This is a genomic window from Bifidobacterium sp. ESL1118 (assembly GCF_058505595.1).
Map to the genome: position 1 here is coordinate 800,290 of NZ_CP196371.1, position 15,464 is coordinate 815,753.

The following is a 15,464-nucleotide window of genomic DNA, read 5'->3' on the forward strand; positions in this document are numbered from 1 at the left end:
GAAAACGAGTTCAAATCATGTGTCTATGAAGATTGGAAGCGCAGTTTTTGACATAGTTGTGTGACTGAACAACAGGAATGGCGGAATTCCAACATTTCTAAACATGGGACTTAGGTTGGTGAAACAGCAATCTTCCTAAACAACAATCATGCAGTCCTTTTGAGAGCAAACAATGGAGGAAACAGTGGCGAATGCATCATTCACTCATACACGGAGCGCAGCGGTGATCGCGCGTGGCGGGTCGAGCGGTACGACGCAGGCCTCAAACCCTGCCGATGTGCAGACATTGCCGATCGGCAGAAAACCCGGCCGCCGCACGGTGCCCGTCGTCAGGCAACGGGTGCTTGAGCCTGTGCAGGGCATCTACGAGTTGATTGTTCGTGATGGCTACACAGCCAGCCACGCCAAGCCGGCCCAATTCGTCAACCTCTACCCGCATAGCGAGTTCAATCTGCTTCCCAGGCCCATGGGCGTTGCCGGAGTCGATGGTGATGATGTGACGCTGATCTACCAGATTGTGGGAGAAGGCACCCAGGAGTTTAGTGAGCTGCGTGCGGGCGATGCCATCGACATGCTTGGCCCCTTGGGCGGCAGTGTTTTCGATACCGGAGCGAACGCCAACTACGTACTGGTCGGTGGCGGCTTGGGCATCCCTCCGCTGCTTTACACCGCACAATGGCTGAGCGGGCTTTCAGGGGTGGAGGTCACTACTGCCTTCGGGTACCGTGACGAGCATTTCGCCGAGGGTTTAGCTGCACGATATATGCCGGAGAGCCGTATGCATGCCATCAGCAATTCGGAAGGCAATGTGGTCGATTTGCTGACCAGCATCGAGCCGAAGCTCAAAGATGATGCGCTGACATCCGTGATCCTCAGCTGTGGGCCCATGGCGATGATGCAAGCCGTGGCGAAATGGGCTGGGAGGCATGATATTCCTTGTCAGCTGAGTCTTGAGGCCCGCATGGGGTGTGGTTACGGCGCATGCGTGGCTTGCATCGTCGATACTCCAGAGGGCAGGCTCAAGGTATGCAAGGAAGGCCCAGTATTTACCGCCGGTCGGTTGGGCTGGGCACAATAGCCGCTTTGCGCTACCAACAGCGACATAATGTGACTGAATAGGTAGTGCGATCCTTGGTTGCTACCAAAAGCGACATGATACGTCCGAAAAGGTAGTGGAATTGATTGGTTGGGCAGTGTGAAGGAGTGCACAAGTGACAATGGGAGTGGAAATGAGCGAAATCCAAGATAGGAATGTACCAGAGTTACATACTTGGCGTCACCCCACGGTGGTGGCTGGCGTGCCGTGGAAGAACCCGGTGGGCACGGCCTCCGGCACCTTCCAGCTGGATGCTTGCGGCGATTTCTACGATGTCAGCCAGCTTGGCGCCATCTGTACCAAAGGGGTCTCCCCGGTGCCTTGGCAGGGAAACCCAGGCCCACGTACTGCAGAGTCTCCGGCAGGCATGGTCAACTCTGTGGGCTTGCAGAATCCTGGGGTCGATCATTACCTTGTCGATGAGCTGCCTCGCCTCAAGGGGCTTGGCGCCATGGTAGTCACCAATGTGGCGGGCCACAGTGACGACGACTACGCGCAGGTGGTGGAGCGATTGGCGGACAGTGATGCCGATATGCTCGAAATCAATGTGAGTTGCCCGAATGTGAGCCACGGCGGCATGAGCGTGGGCACCGATCCGGTGGCTCTGGGGCATCTGATAACTCGCTTGCGTAAGTTGACGGACAAACCGATGATCGTCAAGCTCACGCCGAACGTCACCGACATCGTGGCTCCGGCGCGGGCCGCGGTCGACGCTGGTGCCGATGCCCTGAGCCTCATTAACACGCTCGTCGGCATGCGCATCGACATCAATACGGGTGAGCCGATTCTGGCGAACAAGACTGGTGGTGTTTCTGGTCCGGCCATCTTTCCTATTGCACTGAGCTTCGTCTGGCGGGTACGGCAGGTGTTGCCACAGATTCCAATCATCGGCATCGGTGGCATCGACTCGGGCCAGAAGGCGTTGGAATACCTGTACGCCGGAGCGAACGCCGTGGAGGTGGGGGCCGCTGCGCTGTATGACCCAACGAAGCCGATGCAAGTGGCAAAGGAACTTGACGATTTGCTCGACTCCCGGCCAGAACTGGCAGATAACCTTGCCCAAGGCAAAACCTGGCGGTAAATACTGAGTCAATCAAGGCATTGAACCATAACTAATATATACAGAGGAAGACAATGAACAATCAAAAGCATGCCGGTACCATCCAGACCCCACTCGATCAGCGGTTCACCGAGTTCATGTTGCAGTCAGGAGGGCTGAAATTCGGTGATTTCACCTTGAAATCTGGTCGCAGGTCACCATACTTCATCAATGCCGGAGCATTTAATGACGGCCGCAAGATTGCTACGCTCGGTGCGTTCTATGCCGAGAAGATCGCGCAAGGCATCGCCGACGGTCAGCTTCCGCAGCGCATCGACACCGTGTTCGGCCCAGCATACAAGGGCATCCCGCTGGCAGTCTCCACGGCCATCGCCCTCACCAGTGCCCATAGGATGGAAGTGGGCTATACCTTCGACCGCAAGGAGCGCAAGGACCATGGTGACGGCGGCATTATGGTGGGCACGCCGCTCAAGGAAGGCATGAAGGTGCTCCTTGTCGACGATGTGATGACCGCTGGCACCGCGATTCATGAGGTGGTGCCGAAGATCAAGGCCGAAGCAGACGTGGAAATCGTTGGTCTAGTGCTGTCGGTCGATCGCATGGAGAAGACCAAGGATTCGGACGTGTCCGCGGTCGCTGCGGTGGAGCAGGAGTTTGGCTTCCCAGTGCTGGCCATCGCCAACGTTCGTGAGATCTTCGCCGCTGCCAAGCGTATGGTCACATTGAACGGCAAACCGCTGCTCACCGATGAGATTGTAGCGGCGGCCGACGATTACCTGGCGAAATACGGTGCCTGAGCGCATCAATATCACCTCGTTTTCATTCAGAGGGGACTTTTTTGCGCGTCAATGTTCGAGGGCTGAATCAGGAATGACGAAATTTCGGGGTTTGCAAATCAGTCTTGGAAAATTCGTATATAGAAGTCCCCTCTGAATGTGGGTTTCCCGTTCAGTGGGTACTTTTTTGGGGAAAATTCGGAAGACTAAAATCAGAAACCTTGAAATTCCGCCATTCTTGAAAATCGGTTTTTCTGGTTTCATGTCAAAAGTGCACACTGAATGAATTGCGCCGCATATATGGCTGATTTTGACTTCAAGTACTTTAAGTTCATAGACTATTCAGCTATATGTCTGCAACAGTGAAAGAGGCTTTGGGCATGACAGTGTATGACAATCAGTATTTCGAGGGCGAACGTCCGCTGTTCGCCGAGCATGACGCCGAACTCAGCGGCGTGACGTTCGGCCACGGCGAATCACCGCTCAAGGAAGGGCGCAACTTGAAGCTCGACCGTGTGGTGTTCAAATGGAAGTATCCGCTGTGGTACTGCAAACATGTGGATGCCACAAACATGATGTTCGAGGACATGTCACGCTCCGGCATCTGGTACACCGATGACATCAGCGTGACCGACAGCACCATCCAGGCGCCTAAGCAATTCCGCCGCTGTGACGGGGTGACGCTTAAAAACGACCACTTCTCAGATGCGGAGGAGACGCTGTGGACCTGTCGCAACGTCGACATTGAGAACGTCACCGTGCGTGGCGACTACTTCGGCAAGGACAGCAGCGACATCAAGGTGAGTCATCTCGACATCATCGGCAACTACGTGTTCGACGGAGGGCGCAACATCGAAGTCACGGATTCCAAGCTCATGAGCAAGGACGCCTTCTGGAACTGCGAAAACGTCGTGCTCCGCAACTGCTTGCTCGACGGCGAATACCTGGCTTGGAACACCAGGAACCTCACCATTGAGAACTGTGTGATCGAAAGCGATCAGGGGTTGTGCTACATCGATGGGTTGAAGATGCGAAACTGCAAGCTCATCCACACCGATCTGGCGTTTGAATACTGCTCGAACGTCGATGCGGACATCCGCTCAAATGTGGAAAGCATCAAGAATCCGATCAGCGGTGCCATTCGCGTGGACAGCGTGGATGAGCTCATCATGGACAAGACCAAGATTGACCCTGCGAAGACCGCCATTGAAATTCGCAATGGGAAGTGACTGCCATGGCAACGTATGATTTCGAAACTGCTCCGGATCGGCGTGGCACCGACTCGGTCAAATGGGACGTGAAGCCGGGGGAGTTGCCCATGTGGATCGCCGACATGGACTTCCGTACGGCGCCCGAAATCGTTGAGGCCATGCAGTGCAAGGTGGCCACCGGAGTCTTTGGGTATGAGGAGCCGCATCGGAATTATTTCGATACCGTCTCTGGATGGTATCGAACTATCCATCACGCCCAGGCGCAGGCCGACTGGATGGTGTTGTGCACCGGAGTGGTGCCGGCCATATCGTCGATTGTGCGGCGTGTGAGCCACGTGGGAGACAACGTGCTCATCCAGTCGCCGGTCTACAACATCTTCACCAATTCCATTGTCAACAACGGCCGGCACCTGCTCTCCAGCGATCTGTCCTACGACAGGGAGGCGCGCGAATATCACGTGGATTGGGAGGATTTGGAGCGAAAACTCGCCGACCCGCTCACCACCCTCATGATTCTGTGTAATCCGCACAACCCCACTGGTCATGTGTGGACACCGGATGAGTTGGGGCGTATCGCGCAGCTGTGCGTGGAGCATCATGTGGTGCTGTTGAGCGATGAGATCCATGGCGATCTGGTGTTGGATGGTCCGGACTACACCCCGGTGTTCAGCCTGCCCGAGCCGTTGAGGGACAATGTCATCGTCCTTGTCTCTCCAAGCAAGACCTTCAACTTGGCGGCTCTGCATTCAGCTACCGCCATTGTGCCGAATGAGAATCTGCGCGATTCCGTCTCCCGCGGCTTCAACAGCGAGGAACTTGCCGAGCCGAATCTGCTTGCCATCCCCGCCACCATCGCCGCCTACACTAAAGGTGAGCCATGGCTGATGGCACTCAAAGAGCAGCTGAGGAAGAACCGAGCCATGGTATCGAAGTTTTTGGAGCGAGAGCCCTTGGGTGTGAAGTTGGTGCCCGGCCACGCCACATATCTGCTGTGGCTTGACTGCTCTGAGGCCATTAAGCGTTCTGCCGGAGCTCTCGCTGATGCCGATGGACTTGCTGCATCGATACGAAACCGCACTGGCCTCTATTGTTCCTCCGGGTCCATCTACGGCGGCAACGGCTCTTCGTTCCTGCGTATGAACATCGCCTGTCCAGCGGCCATGGTCGAGGATGGGTTGCAACGGCTGAAGAAGGCATTATGTTCGTAGAGTCTGGTTGGTGATGGTATGCATGTCATCACCATTGCATATGACTGATGTCCGAGTCGGATTGCCGGTTGTCTGGAGCAGTGCTTCAGGCTCTGAAGTGAGTAAGCCATGCCTGCCTTTGCCGGTTTCCCGAATAGCAAGAGTTTTATCAACAATGAATTGAAAGGATCGAGAATTTTACTATGAATACGACTGTGTTATTGTTCCATCCAGATTCTGAGCATTCGCGCGTCAACCATGCATTGGCCGATGCCGTCGACAGGACGGTCGAGGTGCGCGATATGTACCGTCTGTACCCTGATTTCAACATCGATGACGAGGCCGAGCACGCCGTGATAGAGGCCGCTGACCGCATTGTGCTCCAATTCCCGATCTACTGGTATTCCAGCCCTGCTCTTCTCAAGCAGTGGGAGGATGAACTGATGCATAAGGGCGAGTGGAACGGCAAGGAGATGCTGGTGGCCGCCACCTTCGGCGCGGACAACTATGGCAGGGATGATTTCGTGAAGTACACGCCCACTGAGTTGCTTCGTCCGTTCCAGGCCACCGCGAGGCTGACGCAGATGAGGTATCTGAAGCCGTTCACGCTCATGGGCGCCAGCAGCATCGGAGATGCCGAACTGAGGGAAAAGGCCAAGAAATACCGCCAGTATGTCGTCGGTCAAGATGTGCCGGCGTTTGGTGATTTCGAGTGACATTCATGCATTGGCTACCAATGCGGTCGGTCATGATTGAATGAAAGTGGGAGATATCATGAAATATGCAAAATTAGGCAACAGTGACATCACGGTCTCGAAACTGGCCGTGGGCTGCATGAGCTTCGGCAAGCCGGGCACCATGCACGACTGGACGCTGCCGTACCCCGAGACCAAGGAGACCGTCAAGCACGCACTCGACCTGGGCATCAACTTCTTCGACACCGCCAACGGCTACTCCAAGGGCACCAGTGAGGAATACATCGGCAAGGCGTTCAAAGAGCTCGGCATCCCACGCGACAAAGTGGTCATCGCCTCGAAGGTCTACTTCAACCCAGGCAGGCTCTCCAGCGAGGCCATCCATCGCGAGATCGACGGCACCTTGAAGCGGCTTGGCACCGACTATCTCGACCTCTACATGATCCATCGCTTCGACTATGAGCATCCCATCGAGGAGACCATGGAGGCGCTGAACGACCTGGTGAAGCAGGGCAAGGTGCGGGCGCTCGGAGCCTCCGCCATGTATGGCTACCAGTTCCAGAACATGCAGCAGGCGGCCAAGGACAACGGATGGGCGCGGTTCGACGCCATGGAGGACCATTACAACCTCATGTACCGCGAGGACGAGCACGAGCTCATCCCCATCTGCAAGCAGGAGAACGTCTCGCTCATGCCCTACAGCCCTCTGGCCGGCGGGCATCTGGCCCACACCGGCTGGACCGTCGACACGAAGCGCAGCGAGACCGACAACGTGCTCAAGGGCAAGTACGACCGCATGGAGGAGCAGGATTTGCGCATTGTCGGGCGCGTACATGACGTGGCCGAGGCCCACAATGTCTCCATGACCGAGATTGCGCTGGCCTGGCAGTGGGCCAAAGGCATCACGGCGCCCATCATCGGCGCCACCAAGGCCAGTCACTTCGACAGCGCAGCAGCGGCGTTGGACGTGAAGCTGTCCGATGAGGAGATCGCCTCGCTGGAGGAGTTCTATCTTCCGCATCCCATCGTCGGCGCTATCGACCACAATCCACCGGAAGGCACCATTCTTCTTGACGAAAAGAAGTGAAATCGGTGTCTGATTCGTTCGGAGGGGCTTTTCACGAAAAATCGTTGAGACTGAAATCAAGAATGGCGGAATTATGCTGTTCTTGAGCATTAGCTTTTCTGATTTCACTTTGCAAGTGCTCACTGAATGAATTGACCATGAAAAATGGTGTGGAAACAGCCTCAAGATTGCTGTTTCCACACTATTTCCTGTTCTTTTCAATTACTCGGCTGCCGATATGTGGGCAACGTCGGTCGGTTTTCTGTGTAAAACGCAGATTACTTGCCGCTGTAGACAGGGAAGCTGCTGTACTTGCCATAGTCAATCGGCTTCATGGCTCTGAGCGTGGCCATGTCTGCCTCGGAGATTTCGAAGTTCACGTCCGCATTGGTGCGCATGTGCTCGGGGTTGCCGGTCTTCGGCAATGCCACCGTGCCCAGCTGCAGATCGTAGCGGATGCATAGCTGCGGCACGCCCACGTTGTACTTCTTCGCCATTGCAGCGATGTCGGCGTTATCCAGAATAGCGCCATGAGCCACGGGGGAGTAACCCTCCACCACGATGCCCTGTTCCTTGCAATAATCCATGAGCTCGGAAGGCGTGTTCGAGACGTGCACGAGCAGCTGGTTGACCATAGGCTTCACTTCACAGTGTGCAAGGATGTTGTCGATGTCCGCCTTCTTGAAGTTGGAGATGCCGATGGCGCGGATTTTGCCGGCCTTATAGGCCTCTTCCAGGGCGCGCCAGGCTTCGCGGTTGCCCTCGTCGTAGTTGCCGCCGCGGAAGTCATCCCAGGGCTCCGGGCTGTGGATGAGCATCAAGTCGATGTAGTCGATGTCGAGCTTGGCCAGCGACTCGTCGATGGCCTTCTTGGCGCTTTCGTAGGTCTTGGCCTCGGCGGCGAGCTTGGTGCCCACGAAGATCTCCTCGCGCTTGAGTCCGCAGCTGCGCACTCCCTCGCCCACACCTCGTTCATTGCCATAGGCCTCAGCGGTGTCGATGAGCCTGTAACCGATCTTCACTGCGTCTCGCACAGCTTGTGCCACCTTGTCATCGTCGATGAACCAGGTGCCTAGCCCGAGCTTGGGAATCCTGACCCCATTGCCCAATGTGTATGTCTCGTTTAGAATATTACCGTTTTCACTCATACGTTTCCCTCAGTTGTAGTGTTTCCGTCGTCTGCATGTAGGTGCAGCGATCTTGTACACCAATATGATAAAACTTCAAGCGCTCTTGAAGTCAAGGTCGTTTTCGGCCAACTTCCAGATAGCTGTTATCGTTGAGTGATTTGTTTGTTTCGGGATGATATGAATTGTGGGGTTTGGCTTCCAGCCGTCTTGAAGTTGTACATTGACGTGACAACTGAATTTAGGAATGAAATTTATGAGTTAAGGAGCACAATGCTGAAACTAAAAATCAACGGAGCAACCTATGAGGCCACGTTGGAAAGTAATTCGTCTGCGCAGGCTTTGGCGAAGTGGATCGGTACCGGGAAACGGACCGTGCACTTGAAGGATTTCGCTGGCATGGAGAAAACGGGTCCCCTTGGTGTCGACCTGCCGACAAATGATCGTCAGACCACAACGAAGGCCGGCGACCTCATCCTCTACCAAGGCAACAAGTTCGTGCTCTATTATGGACGCAATGATTGGAGTTTCACGTGCCTTGGGCACGTCGACAATGTCGATGCCAGCGAGCTGAAGCGTATATTGGGAAGAGGAGACGTTGATGTCACCTTGTCAATGGAATAAGTGAACCAGCCAAATATGGAAATGATACAGAAGAATGATACAAGAATCAGAAGAGACAAACCGGAGGCAATGATGGGTGTGCAGGGCAAGGTAGTCATGGTCACGGGTGCGTCGAGCGGCATAGGCGAGGCCACGGCGCGAATGATGGCGGATCAAGGTGCCGACGTCGTATTGATTGCGCGACGTGCCGACAGGCTTGATTCCATCGCCGAGCAGTACGAACCAGACCGGATGCTGGTGGAGCCGTTCGATGTCGTGCAAGCGGAGGGCTGGGAGCAAGCGGTTGATGAGACCATGAAGGTGTACGGGCGTGTCGACGCATTGTTCAACAATGCCGGAATCATGCCGAATAGTCCGTTGGCCGAGGGAAGGCTCGAGGATTGGAGAGAGGTGCTTGATGTCAACATCATGGGAGTGCTCAACGGTATAGCGGCGGTGCTCCCATTGATGAGAAAACAGGGGTACGGGCACATCCTGACCACCGATTCGACGGCAGGTACGAAGGTGTTTCCCGGATTCGCAGTCTACAGTGCATCGAAATACGCCGTTCGTGCCATCATGGACGGTCTGCGCCAGGAGGAGGCCGCTCACCACATCAAGTCTACGCTGATCACTCCGGGGACGGTCACCACCGATCTGTACAAGACCATTCCCGATAAAAAAACACGTGATGCCGAGGCGGTGTTACATGAGAACGCATACCGCTCGCTGTCTGCCGACGATGTGGCCGCCGAGGTGGTGCACGCCATCGGGGCTCCGGACAACGTGTCCATCAGCGAAATCAACATACGCCCAATCGAGCAGGAGGTCTGAACGGTTTTGGCGGTTGAGATCCCATGGTAAGGAAGGGATTTATGACATTGATACGGCCCAAGGTGACGTTGTTCATCAGTTCGTCTCTCGATGGGCGCATAACCGGCGATTATGGTGCCGCATTGCGTGACAACGGTTATTCGTCACGAGTTTTTCAACGGATCGGTTTCGAACGTGGCAGTGATTCGGCCTATGATTTCCAAGCATGGATCTATGGTGCCAACACGTCCCGTTCGTATTTTGCCAAAGGTGTGCCACAAATCGATGCATCGGCACCAACTGTTGCCGCAGGCGATTACATCGACCCAAATTCCCACGAAACGTATTACGTTGCGTTCGATAGACATGGTGAACTCAACTGGGAATCGGATACAACATCATATGGCGGCCATCAAGCTGGTGTCATTGAGGTGCTTACACCACAGGCATCGAATGGGTACAAGGCCTTTCTGCGTGAACGTGGAATCTCCTATATCATCGCTGGGAAATCTGATATCGACATTCCGGTGGTGCTTACCAAGTTGGCGACGATTTGGCATATGACCAACGTATTGTTGGGCGGTGGAGGCATACTCAACTGGAGTTTTGTTGCTGCCGGATTATGCGATGAGATCGGCATGATTGTGGTGCCGGCCATCGATGGGCGACGCGACACCGCGCGACTGTTCGATTCTGGGTTCGCCGACAATCCCAAACCGGTCGGCTTCACGCTCAAATCCTGCAAGGTGCTGGAGAACAGCACACTGTGGCTACAGTACATTGTGAACAACGCACAGGATTTCCGTCTTGCTGACCAATGCTCAAAAACGTGAATCAGTATAGTCGGAAGCTAGAAATGGTATTCAGGTTCGTCGAGGTATGTTCTCATTGCTGTGACTGTGACATTATGTTTGTGGTTTTGGCGGTCTTGACTTCGAGCATGCTCGAAGCGATATGCTCGTTCTGTTTGAAGATATGAACAACGACAGAAAAGCAAAGGAAAGGTGCAGTTCATGGAACGTAGCGAGGTGGTCATCCACATGTATGTCTCAATCGATGGCAAGATTGACGGGGAGTACGGCAGCGGGCCTTCGGGCCAGTACTACAACGACGAGCTGTTCCGTATGAGCAACGCCGATGCCAACGGGCGCAAAACCATCCAGATGTATGCCGCTCCCGCCAAGCTGTTCCTCGACCGCTACGACGCCACCGGCATCGGTTACGAGGACTGGCTGCCGGACGACATCCAGTCGGAGACTTGGTCCGTCTCGTTCGACCGCAAGGGTGTCTGTGGCTGGACGACCAATTACTTCGATTACAGCGGTCACCGGATGCGTGCCATCGAGGTGGTCACCAAACAGGCGGACAGGCGCTATCTGGCCTTCCTGCGTTCGATGGGCATTCCCTACATCGTTGGCGGCGAGAAGGAGTTCAATCTCGACGAGGTGCTGGTCAAGCTCAAGAGCCGCTTCGGCATTGACACGCTCGCCGTGTGCGGTGGTTCCAGAATCGACGGCGTGTTCCTTGAGTCCCATCTGGTTGACAGGATTTCGCTGGTGCTCGCTCCGCATGTCAACGGGGATCCGCAGGAGAAATCCGCATTCGACACCGCTGGGCAATTCGTGCCGGACACGTTCGCCTTCGAGAGCGCAAAGAAGCTCTCGGACGGTGGCGTGCATCTCGTGTTCAAGAAGGTCAATGACTAAAATTAACTGACGTAGTTGTTAAAAGAGAGTCGCTGCCTGCAACACCTGCTGTCCACAACCTTCGGATGTCGTAGTTGAAGCACTCATCGTAAGCACTCATCGTAAATCTCGGGAGCGTTCATCCTTCGATGACGGTGTACCCGTGGCTGGCGATGACCTCGCGGAGTTTGCTCAGATAGGCTTCGGCGGCCTTCGTCATCTTCACGCGCTCGTTGCCGATCCAGCCGACCAGCATGCTCTCGTCGCTTTCCAACGGCACGGTGACGATCTTCTCGTTGTTGAGGTCGCCGTTGTCGATGCCGGTGCACACCGTGTAACCGTTGAGGCCGATGATGAAGTTGAGGATCGTGGCACGGTCGGTCACGTTGATTTTCTTGGGGGAGTCCTCGGGCCGCACTGCTTCCTCCGCGAAGTAGAAGCTGTCGTCGTCACCCTGTTCGTACTGAATGAATGGGTAGGGCTTGAGGTCGTCCATGGTCACCTTGCTCCGTGTGGCCAGCGGGTTGGTGCGGGCAATGAACACGTGCAGCGGGGCTCGGAAGAGTGGGTGGAACTCCACGCGTTTGGCGCGCAGGAACTTGCCGATGACATCTCGGTTGAAGTCGGAAAGATAGAGAATCCCCACCTCGGAACGCATGTCGGCCACGCGGTCGATGATGTCCCGCGTGCCTGTCTCGCGCAGTGTGAATTCGTATTCGTCGGCCTTGATGGAATGCATCATCTCCACGAATGCCTCCACGGCGAACATGTAATGCTGGGTGGAGACGCTGCACAGCTGCTTGTGCGGCTTGGTGTGCTTGTATCGCTCATCGAGCAGCGCCGCCTGGTCGAGCACTTGGCGTGCGTATGTCAGGAATTCGGCACCGTCTTCGGTGAGGGCGATGCCCTGCGATGAGCGTGTGAATATCTCGATGCCCATCTCATGTTCAAGCTCGTGCACCGACGAGCTCAGCGCCGGCTGCGAGACGTACAGCTCATGCGAAGCCTCGTTCATCGAGCCGCACTCGGCTATCTTGACGATGTATTTCAGTTGCAGAAGAGTCATGCTGCCAAGTCTAGTGCATGATTTCTTCTGGCTCTTTCGGAATTTCGTAGCACGTCACACAAACAGAGGAAACGCATGCAATCGACATATCCGGTGTAAAAATCCCATGCAAATAGGTTTATGTCGATATTCACTGAATGATGAACGTACGTCACGCTTATGACAGGCACCGCACCGCCGAATCCTACAGTGGATGCTAAAGTGCCAGCCCTTGTTTCTTCAAGAACTCACGTGCGCCGGGTTCGCCTTTGAACAGGTGGGCGTGGATGCCCAGGGCGTTCGCGGCGGCGATGTTGTTGGGGTTGTCGTCGATGAATGCGGCATCGTCTGTGTTGATATCCCAGCGGTTCAGAGCTAGGTTGAAAAACGATGCGTCTGGTTTCTGCTGCTTTTCGAATCCTGATACCACGATGCCGTCGAGCATGCGCGAAACCTGTGGAAATTTCTCGCCGACGAAATGATAGGTTTCGTCCGACCAATTGGTGAGCCCCCACACCTTGCAGCCCGTGACCTTCACGTCGAGCACCAGCCGCTCCATGCCGCTCACCATGCCGGTCATACCCTCGTCGTAGTGCTCCACATAGTAGCGAAAGACCTCGGCCATTTCGGCACCGAACTCGCGCCGATAGTCGGGCAGCACGTCGACCAGCTCGGCTCCGGCGTCGAGTCTGTCCTCGTAGTCCCAGAACCCGTAGGCATTGTGTTTGGTGCAAATCTCTTCAAGCGCTTCGGGCGGGCAGTGGCCGGTGAGGCATGCGCGGTAGTCGCCGGTGCGGATGAGCACTCCACCGAAGTCGAAGATGACATTGTGGATGAGCGGCGTTTGAGGTGTCTGTGCCTTGCCTTGGCTGTGGATTGGCTGCAATGTCGTTCCTTCCGTTCGATATGGGTGAATGTACGACTGCTGTTTGTCTGCAATGGCTCAGTGTGGATGAACCTAGGCTGGGAGGGCGGGCGGAACTCCTGAAATGAGGACTCCGATGCCCAGCGCAGCCACAGTCGTGATGACGGCGTATAGCACGGTGAGGCAGTCAAGTACGATTTTCATGCTGATTTCCCTCTTGACAGCAGCTGGTTGATGGCGGCCGGTATGGCATCGATGATATCCGAGGCCACAATGGGATGGCCCATATCATCGTTCTTCCCGGGTTCGTCGGATTCGAAGATCTGCGGCGGCTGCCATCCGCAGGCGCCTGTACCAGAGGCTATCTGGCCTGCCAACCCATGAAGATATGCCGCACAGGCGGCGACTTTGGTGACTTTCTCAGGGTTGTGCTGCAGCATGCCTTCGTTCTGCTGGGCGAGCAGCGCCCCGACAATACCTGCCAGCACGTCCCCGGACCCCGCTGTGGCCAGCCACGCTGGGCCGCTGCTTGAAATGAGATTCGTGCGGACCCCGGTTTTTCTGTCGTCATCGTTGCAATCATTCCCCTGCACAACGGTCACCGCTCCTTTAAGCAGCACCGTGGCTCCAGTCAGTTCGTGTGCCTTCCTGGCCCAGCTTTGGGGGTCGGCTTCCACGCCGTTGCGCGAGATGCTTTCACCACGCCGTTGCAAAAGCTGCGCCAGTTCACCGGCATGGGGGGTCAGCACCACTTGTGGCGGCACGAGTCCGGGCAGAAGGTCAAGGGCTCCGGCATCCACGCAGATAGGAGGCATGTTGCTGGCATCATTTGCGCTACTCGCCATGTCGTAGTGGGCAAGCAATGCCTTGATCGCGGCTCGCTGTGGATCGTCGGGCTGGGCGTGGTTGGCATCGGGGATTCCGGAGCCCACCACCCAGGCTTGGACATGGCCCTTGCCGATCACCGCCTCCGGCAAGGTGCTGACAACGTTTCCGGCTACATCCGCCGGCCCGATGTAACGAATCATGCCGACGTTGGCGTGTGCGGCTGCACGGCTGCTCAGCAGCGCCGCACCTGGGTACCGCGATGAACCGGTGATCAGCCCGACCACGCCGCGGTTGTATTTTCCATCCGTGGTTTTCGGCCTGCGTATGGCTTGCGAGGCCACGTTTTGCACGGATTGTACGACTGGTGCATGGTTTTGTGTGTCGAAACCGAAGTCCACCAGCACCACTTTTCCGCAGATGTATGCCGCTGGAGGCAGCATGGCGCAAGGCTTCATTGCGCCAAACATCATCGTCACGTCGGCCGGGATGTAAGGGCCAGGCAATGTGCCGTCGTCCACGCCTACGCCGGAGGGAGTGTCCACGGCGACGACCAAGGGGGAGTGGCCCGTTGAGTTACCGTTGTCTGCTTTTTCCGCTGTTGCGACGTGTTGAGTGGAATCCGATGTGGGTTGAGCGCCATCAGCGTCATTGTCGGGTGCACCATGCGAAGCGTCGTATCTGCGTCCCAAGGCGCTTGCAATGGTGGCCGCCAAGCCCCGTAATGCGCCTTTGATGCCGATGCCTGTCATGGCATCGAGCACGAGGTCGGCCTCGCGGGCGATATCGAGTGCGGCCTCAAGGCGTTCTCCCGCCTCGCCTGGCCCGAATCCACTGGATGCGCCGGGAATCTGCGAGTCGGCGTTGAGCACCAATAGTTTGCCGCCGGCATGAGTCAGCGCGATGAGTCCTGCCGGGTGCAGCGTCTTGCCGACGGCCACTACCGTCACGGTGGCGCCTGCGCGCGCCAGATGGGCAGCGGCGAAGAGCCCGTCACCGCCGTTGTCTCCTGCACCGGCGAGCAGCACCACGTTTGCATCAGCGACCGATATGCCACGTTGCTCCAAGAGTTCTGCTGCCTCCTGTGCTGTGGCCCGTGCCGCCATGCGCATCAGTGGCACGCCGCGTTCCAGCAACGGCCGTTCCATGGCGCGCACTGTCTGGACGTTGTATGCTGCCAGTTTCAGATCAGTGCGGTCATTCAGCTGTTCCTGTGCATTTCGTTCCATACCAAGCCTCCTGTGGTGCCGATGATGTTTCAAAGTCTGATTCTAGTTCAACCGTCTGAGGCTGTGGCGGAGAATCAGCATAGATTCCCGAGTAGGCACATGTCGATGGCGCTATTTGCCGCGATGCGTGGTATACGATACTGTTTCCGACAAATTATGCCGTTAAGTGGCATGATCTGTC

The 15,464-nt window shown here is 56.1% G+C and carries 15 protein-coding genes; 11 read left to right on the forward strand and 4 right to left on the reverse strand.

Features of this window, described 5'->3' with window-relative positions; all coding sequences use genetic code 11:
- The first annotated feature begins 184 nt into the window (after positions 1-184).
- From ACSYSS_RS03105 to ACSYSS_RS03135, 7 genes are all read left to right on the forward strand, one after another.
- Complete coding sequence (locus ACSYSS_RS03105; protein WP_491704020.1) at positions 185-1,078, forward strand: dihydroorotate dehydrogenase electron transfer subunit; 894 nt, start codon at positions 185-187, stop codon at positions 1,076-1,078.
- A 151-nt stretch (positions 1,079-1,229) separates the two neighbouring features.
- Entirely contained in the window at positions 1,230-2,177 is a 948-nt protein-coding gene (locus tag ACSYSS_RS03110; RefSeq protein ID WP_491704021.1) for a dihydroorotate dehydrogenase, read from the forward strand.
- 53 nt (positions 2,178-2,230) lie between these two features.
- Positions 2,231-2,953 (forward strand): orotate phosphoribosyltransferase, encoded by a 723-nt coding sequence (gene pyrE / locus ACSYSS_RS03115; RefSeq protein ID WP_491704022.1) that lies wholly within the window; start codon positions 2,231-2,233, stop codon positions 2,951-2,953.
- Between the two features lie 329 nt (positions 2,954-3,282).
- Entirely contained in the window at positions 3,283-4,161 is an 879-nt protein-coding gene (locus tag ACSYSS_RS03120; RefSeq protein ID WP_491704023.1) for a DUF3737 family protein, read from the forward strand.
- A 5-nt stretch (positions 4,162-4,166) separates the two neighbouring features.
- Positions 4,167-5,351: a MalY/PatB family protein gene (locus tag ACSYSS_RS03125; RefSeq protein WP_491704024.1), complete on the forward strand. Its 1,185-nt coding sequence runs from the start codon at positions 4,167-4,169 to the stop codon at positions 5,349-5,351.
- 182 nt (positions 5,352-5,533) lie between these two features.
- Complete coding sequence (locus ACSYSS_RS03130; RefSeq protein WP_491704025.1) at positions 5,534-6,046, forward strand: NAD(P)H-dependent oxidoreductase; 513 nt, start codon at positions 5,534-5,536, stop codon at positions 6,044-6,046.
- A gap of 58 nt (positions 6,047-6,104) precedes the next feature.
- Positions 6,105-7,112, forward strand: coding sequence for an aldo/keto reductase (locus tag ACSYSS_RS03135; protein ID WP_491704026.1), 1,008 nt, complete (start codon positions 6,105-6,107; stop codon positions 7,110-7,112).
- 257 nt (positions 7,113-7,369) lie between these two features.
- On the opposite strand, the gene ACSYSS_RS03140 is transcribed toward ACSYSS_RS03135, so the two are convergent.
- Positions 7,370-8,239, reverse strand: coding sequence for an aldo/keto reductase (locus ACSYSS_RS03140; protein WP_491704027.1), 870 nt, complete (start codon positions 8,237-8,239; stop codon positions 7,370-7,372).
- Positions 8,240-8,491: 252 nt separating this feature from the next.
- Between ACSYSS_RS03140 and ACSYSS_RS03145 the strand changes: the two genes are divergently transcribed.
- The 4 genes from ACSYSS_RS03145 to ACSYSS_RS03160 all read left to right on the forward strand — a co-directional run bounded on the left by ACSYSS_RS03145 (position 8,492) and on the right by ACSYSS_RS03160 (position 11,340).
- On the forward strand, positions 8,492-8,842 hold the full coding sequence (locus ACSYSS_RS03145; protein ID WP_491704028.1) for a cyclophilin-like fold protein: 351 nt from the start codon (positions 8,492-8,494) through the stop codon (positions 8,840-8,842).
- Positions 8,843-8,857: 15 nt separating this feature from the next.
- Positions 8,858-9,655 carry an SDR family oxidoreductase gene (locus tag ACSYSS_RS03150; protein WP_491704029.1) on the forward strand — a complete coding sequence of 266 codons (798 nt, stop codon included), beginning with the start codon at positions 8,858-8,860 and terminating at the stop codon, positions 9,653-9,655.
- 41 nt (positions 9,656-9,696) lie between these two features.
- On the forward strand, positions 9,697-10,467 hold the full coding sequence (locus tag ACSYSS_RS03155) for a dihydrofolate reductase family protein (RefSeq protein WP_491704030.1): 771 nt from the start codon (positions 9,697-9,699) through the stop codon (positions 10,465-10,467).
- 180 nt (positions 10,468-10,647) lie between these two features.
- Complete coding sequence (locus tag ACSYSS_RS03160) at positions 10,648-11,340, forward strand: dihydrofolate reductase family protein (RefSeq protein ID WP_491704031.1); 693 nt, start codon at positions 10,648-10,650, stop codon at positions 11,338-11,340.
- Positions 11,341-11,458: 118 nt separating this feature from the next.
- Here the strand turns inward: ACSYSS_RS03160 and ACSYSS_RS03165 are convergent, their stop codons facing one another.
- The 3 genes from ACSYSS_RS03165 to ACSYSS_RS03175 all read right to left on the reverse strand — a co-directional run bounded on the left by ACSYSS_RS03165 (position 11,459) and on the right by ACSYSS_RS03175 (position 15,283).
- Positions 11,459-12,385, reverse strand: a complete 927-nt coding sequence (locus tag ACSYSS_RS03165) for a LysR family transcriptional regulator (protein WP_491704032.1) — start codon at positions 12,383-12,385, stop codon at positions 11,459-11,461.
- Positions 12,386-12,581: 196 nt separating this feature from the next.
- A complete protein-coding gene (locus tag ACSYSS_RS03170; protein WP_491704033.1) occupies positions 12,582-13,250 on the reverse strand; it encodes an HAD-IA family hydrolase in 669 nt (222 codons plus the stop codon).
- Between the two features lie 179 nt (positions 13,251-13,429).
- Positions 13,430-15,283, reverse strand: coding sequence for a bifunctional ADP-dependent NAD(P)H-hydrate dehydratase/NAD(P)H-hydrate epimerase (locus tag ACSYSS_RS03175; protein ID WP_491704034.1), 1,854 nt, complete (start codon positions 15,281-15,283; stop codon positions 13,430-13,432).
- Positions 15,284-15,464 lie beyond the last annotated feature (181 nt).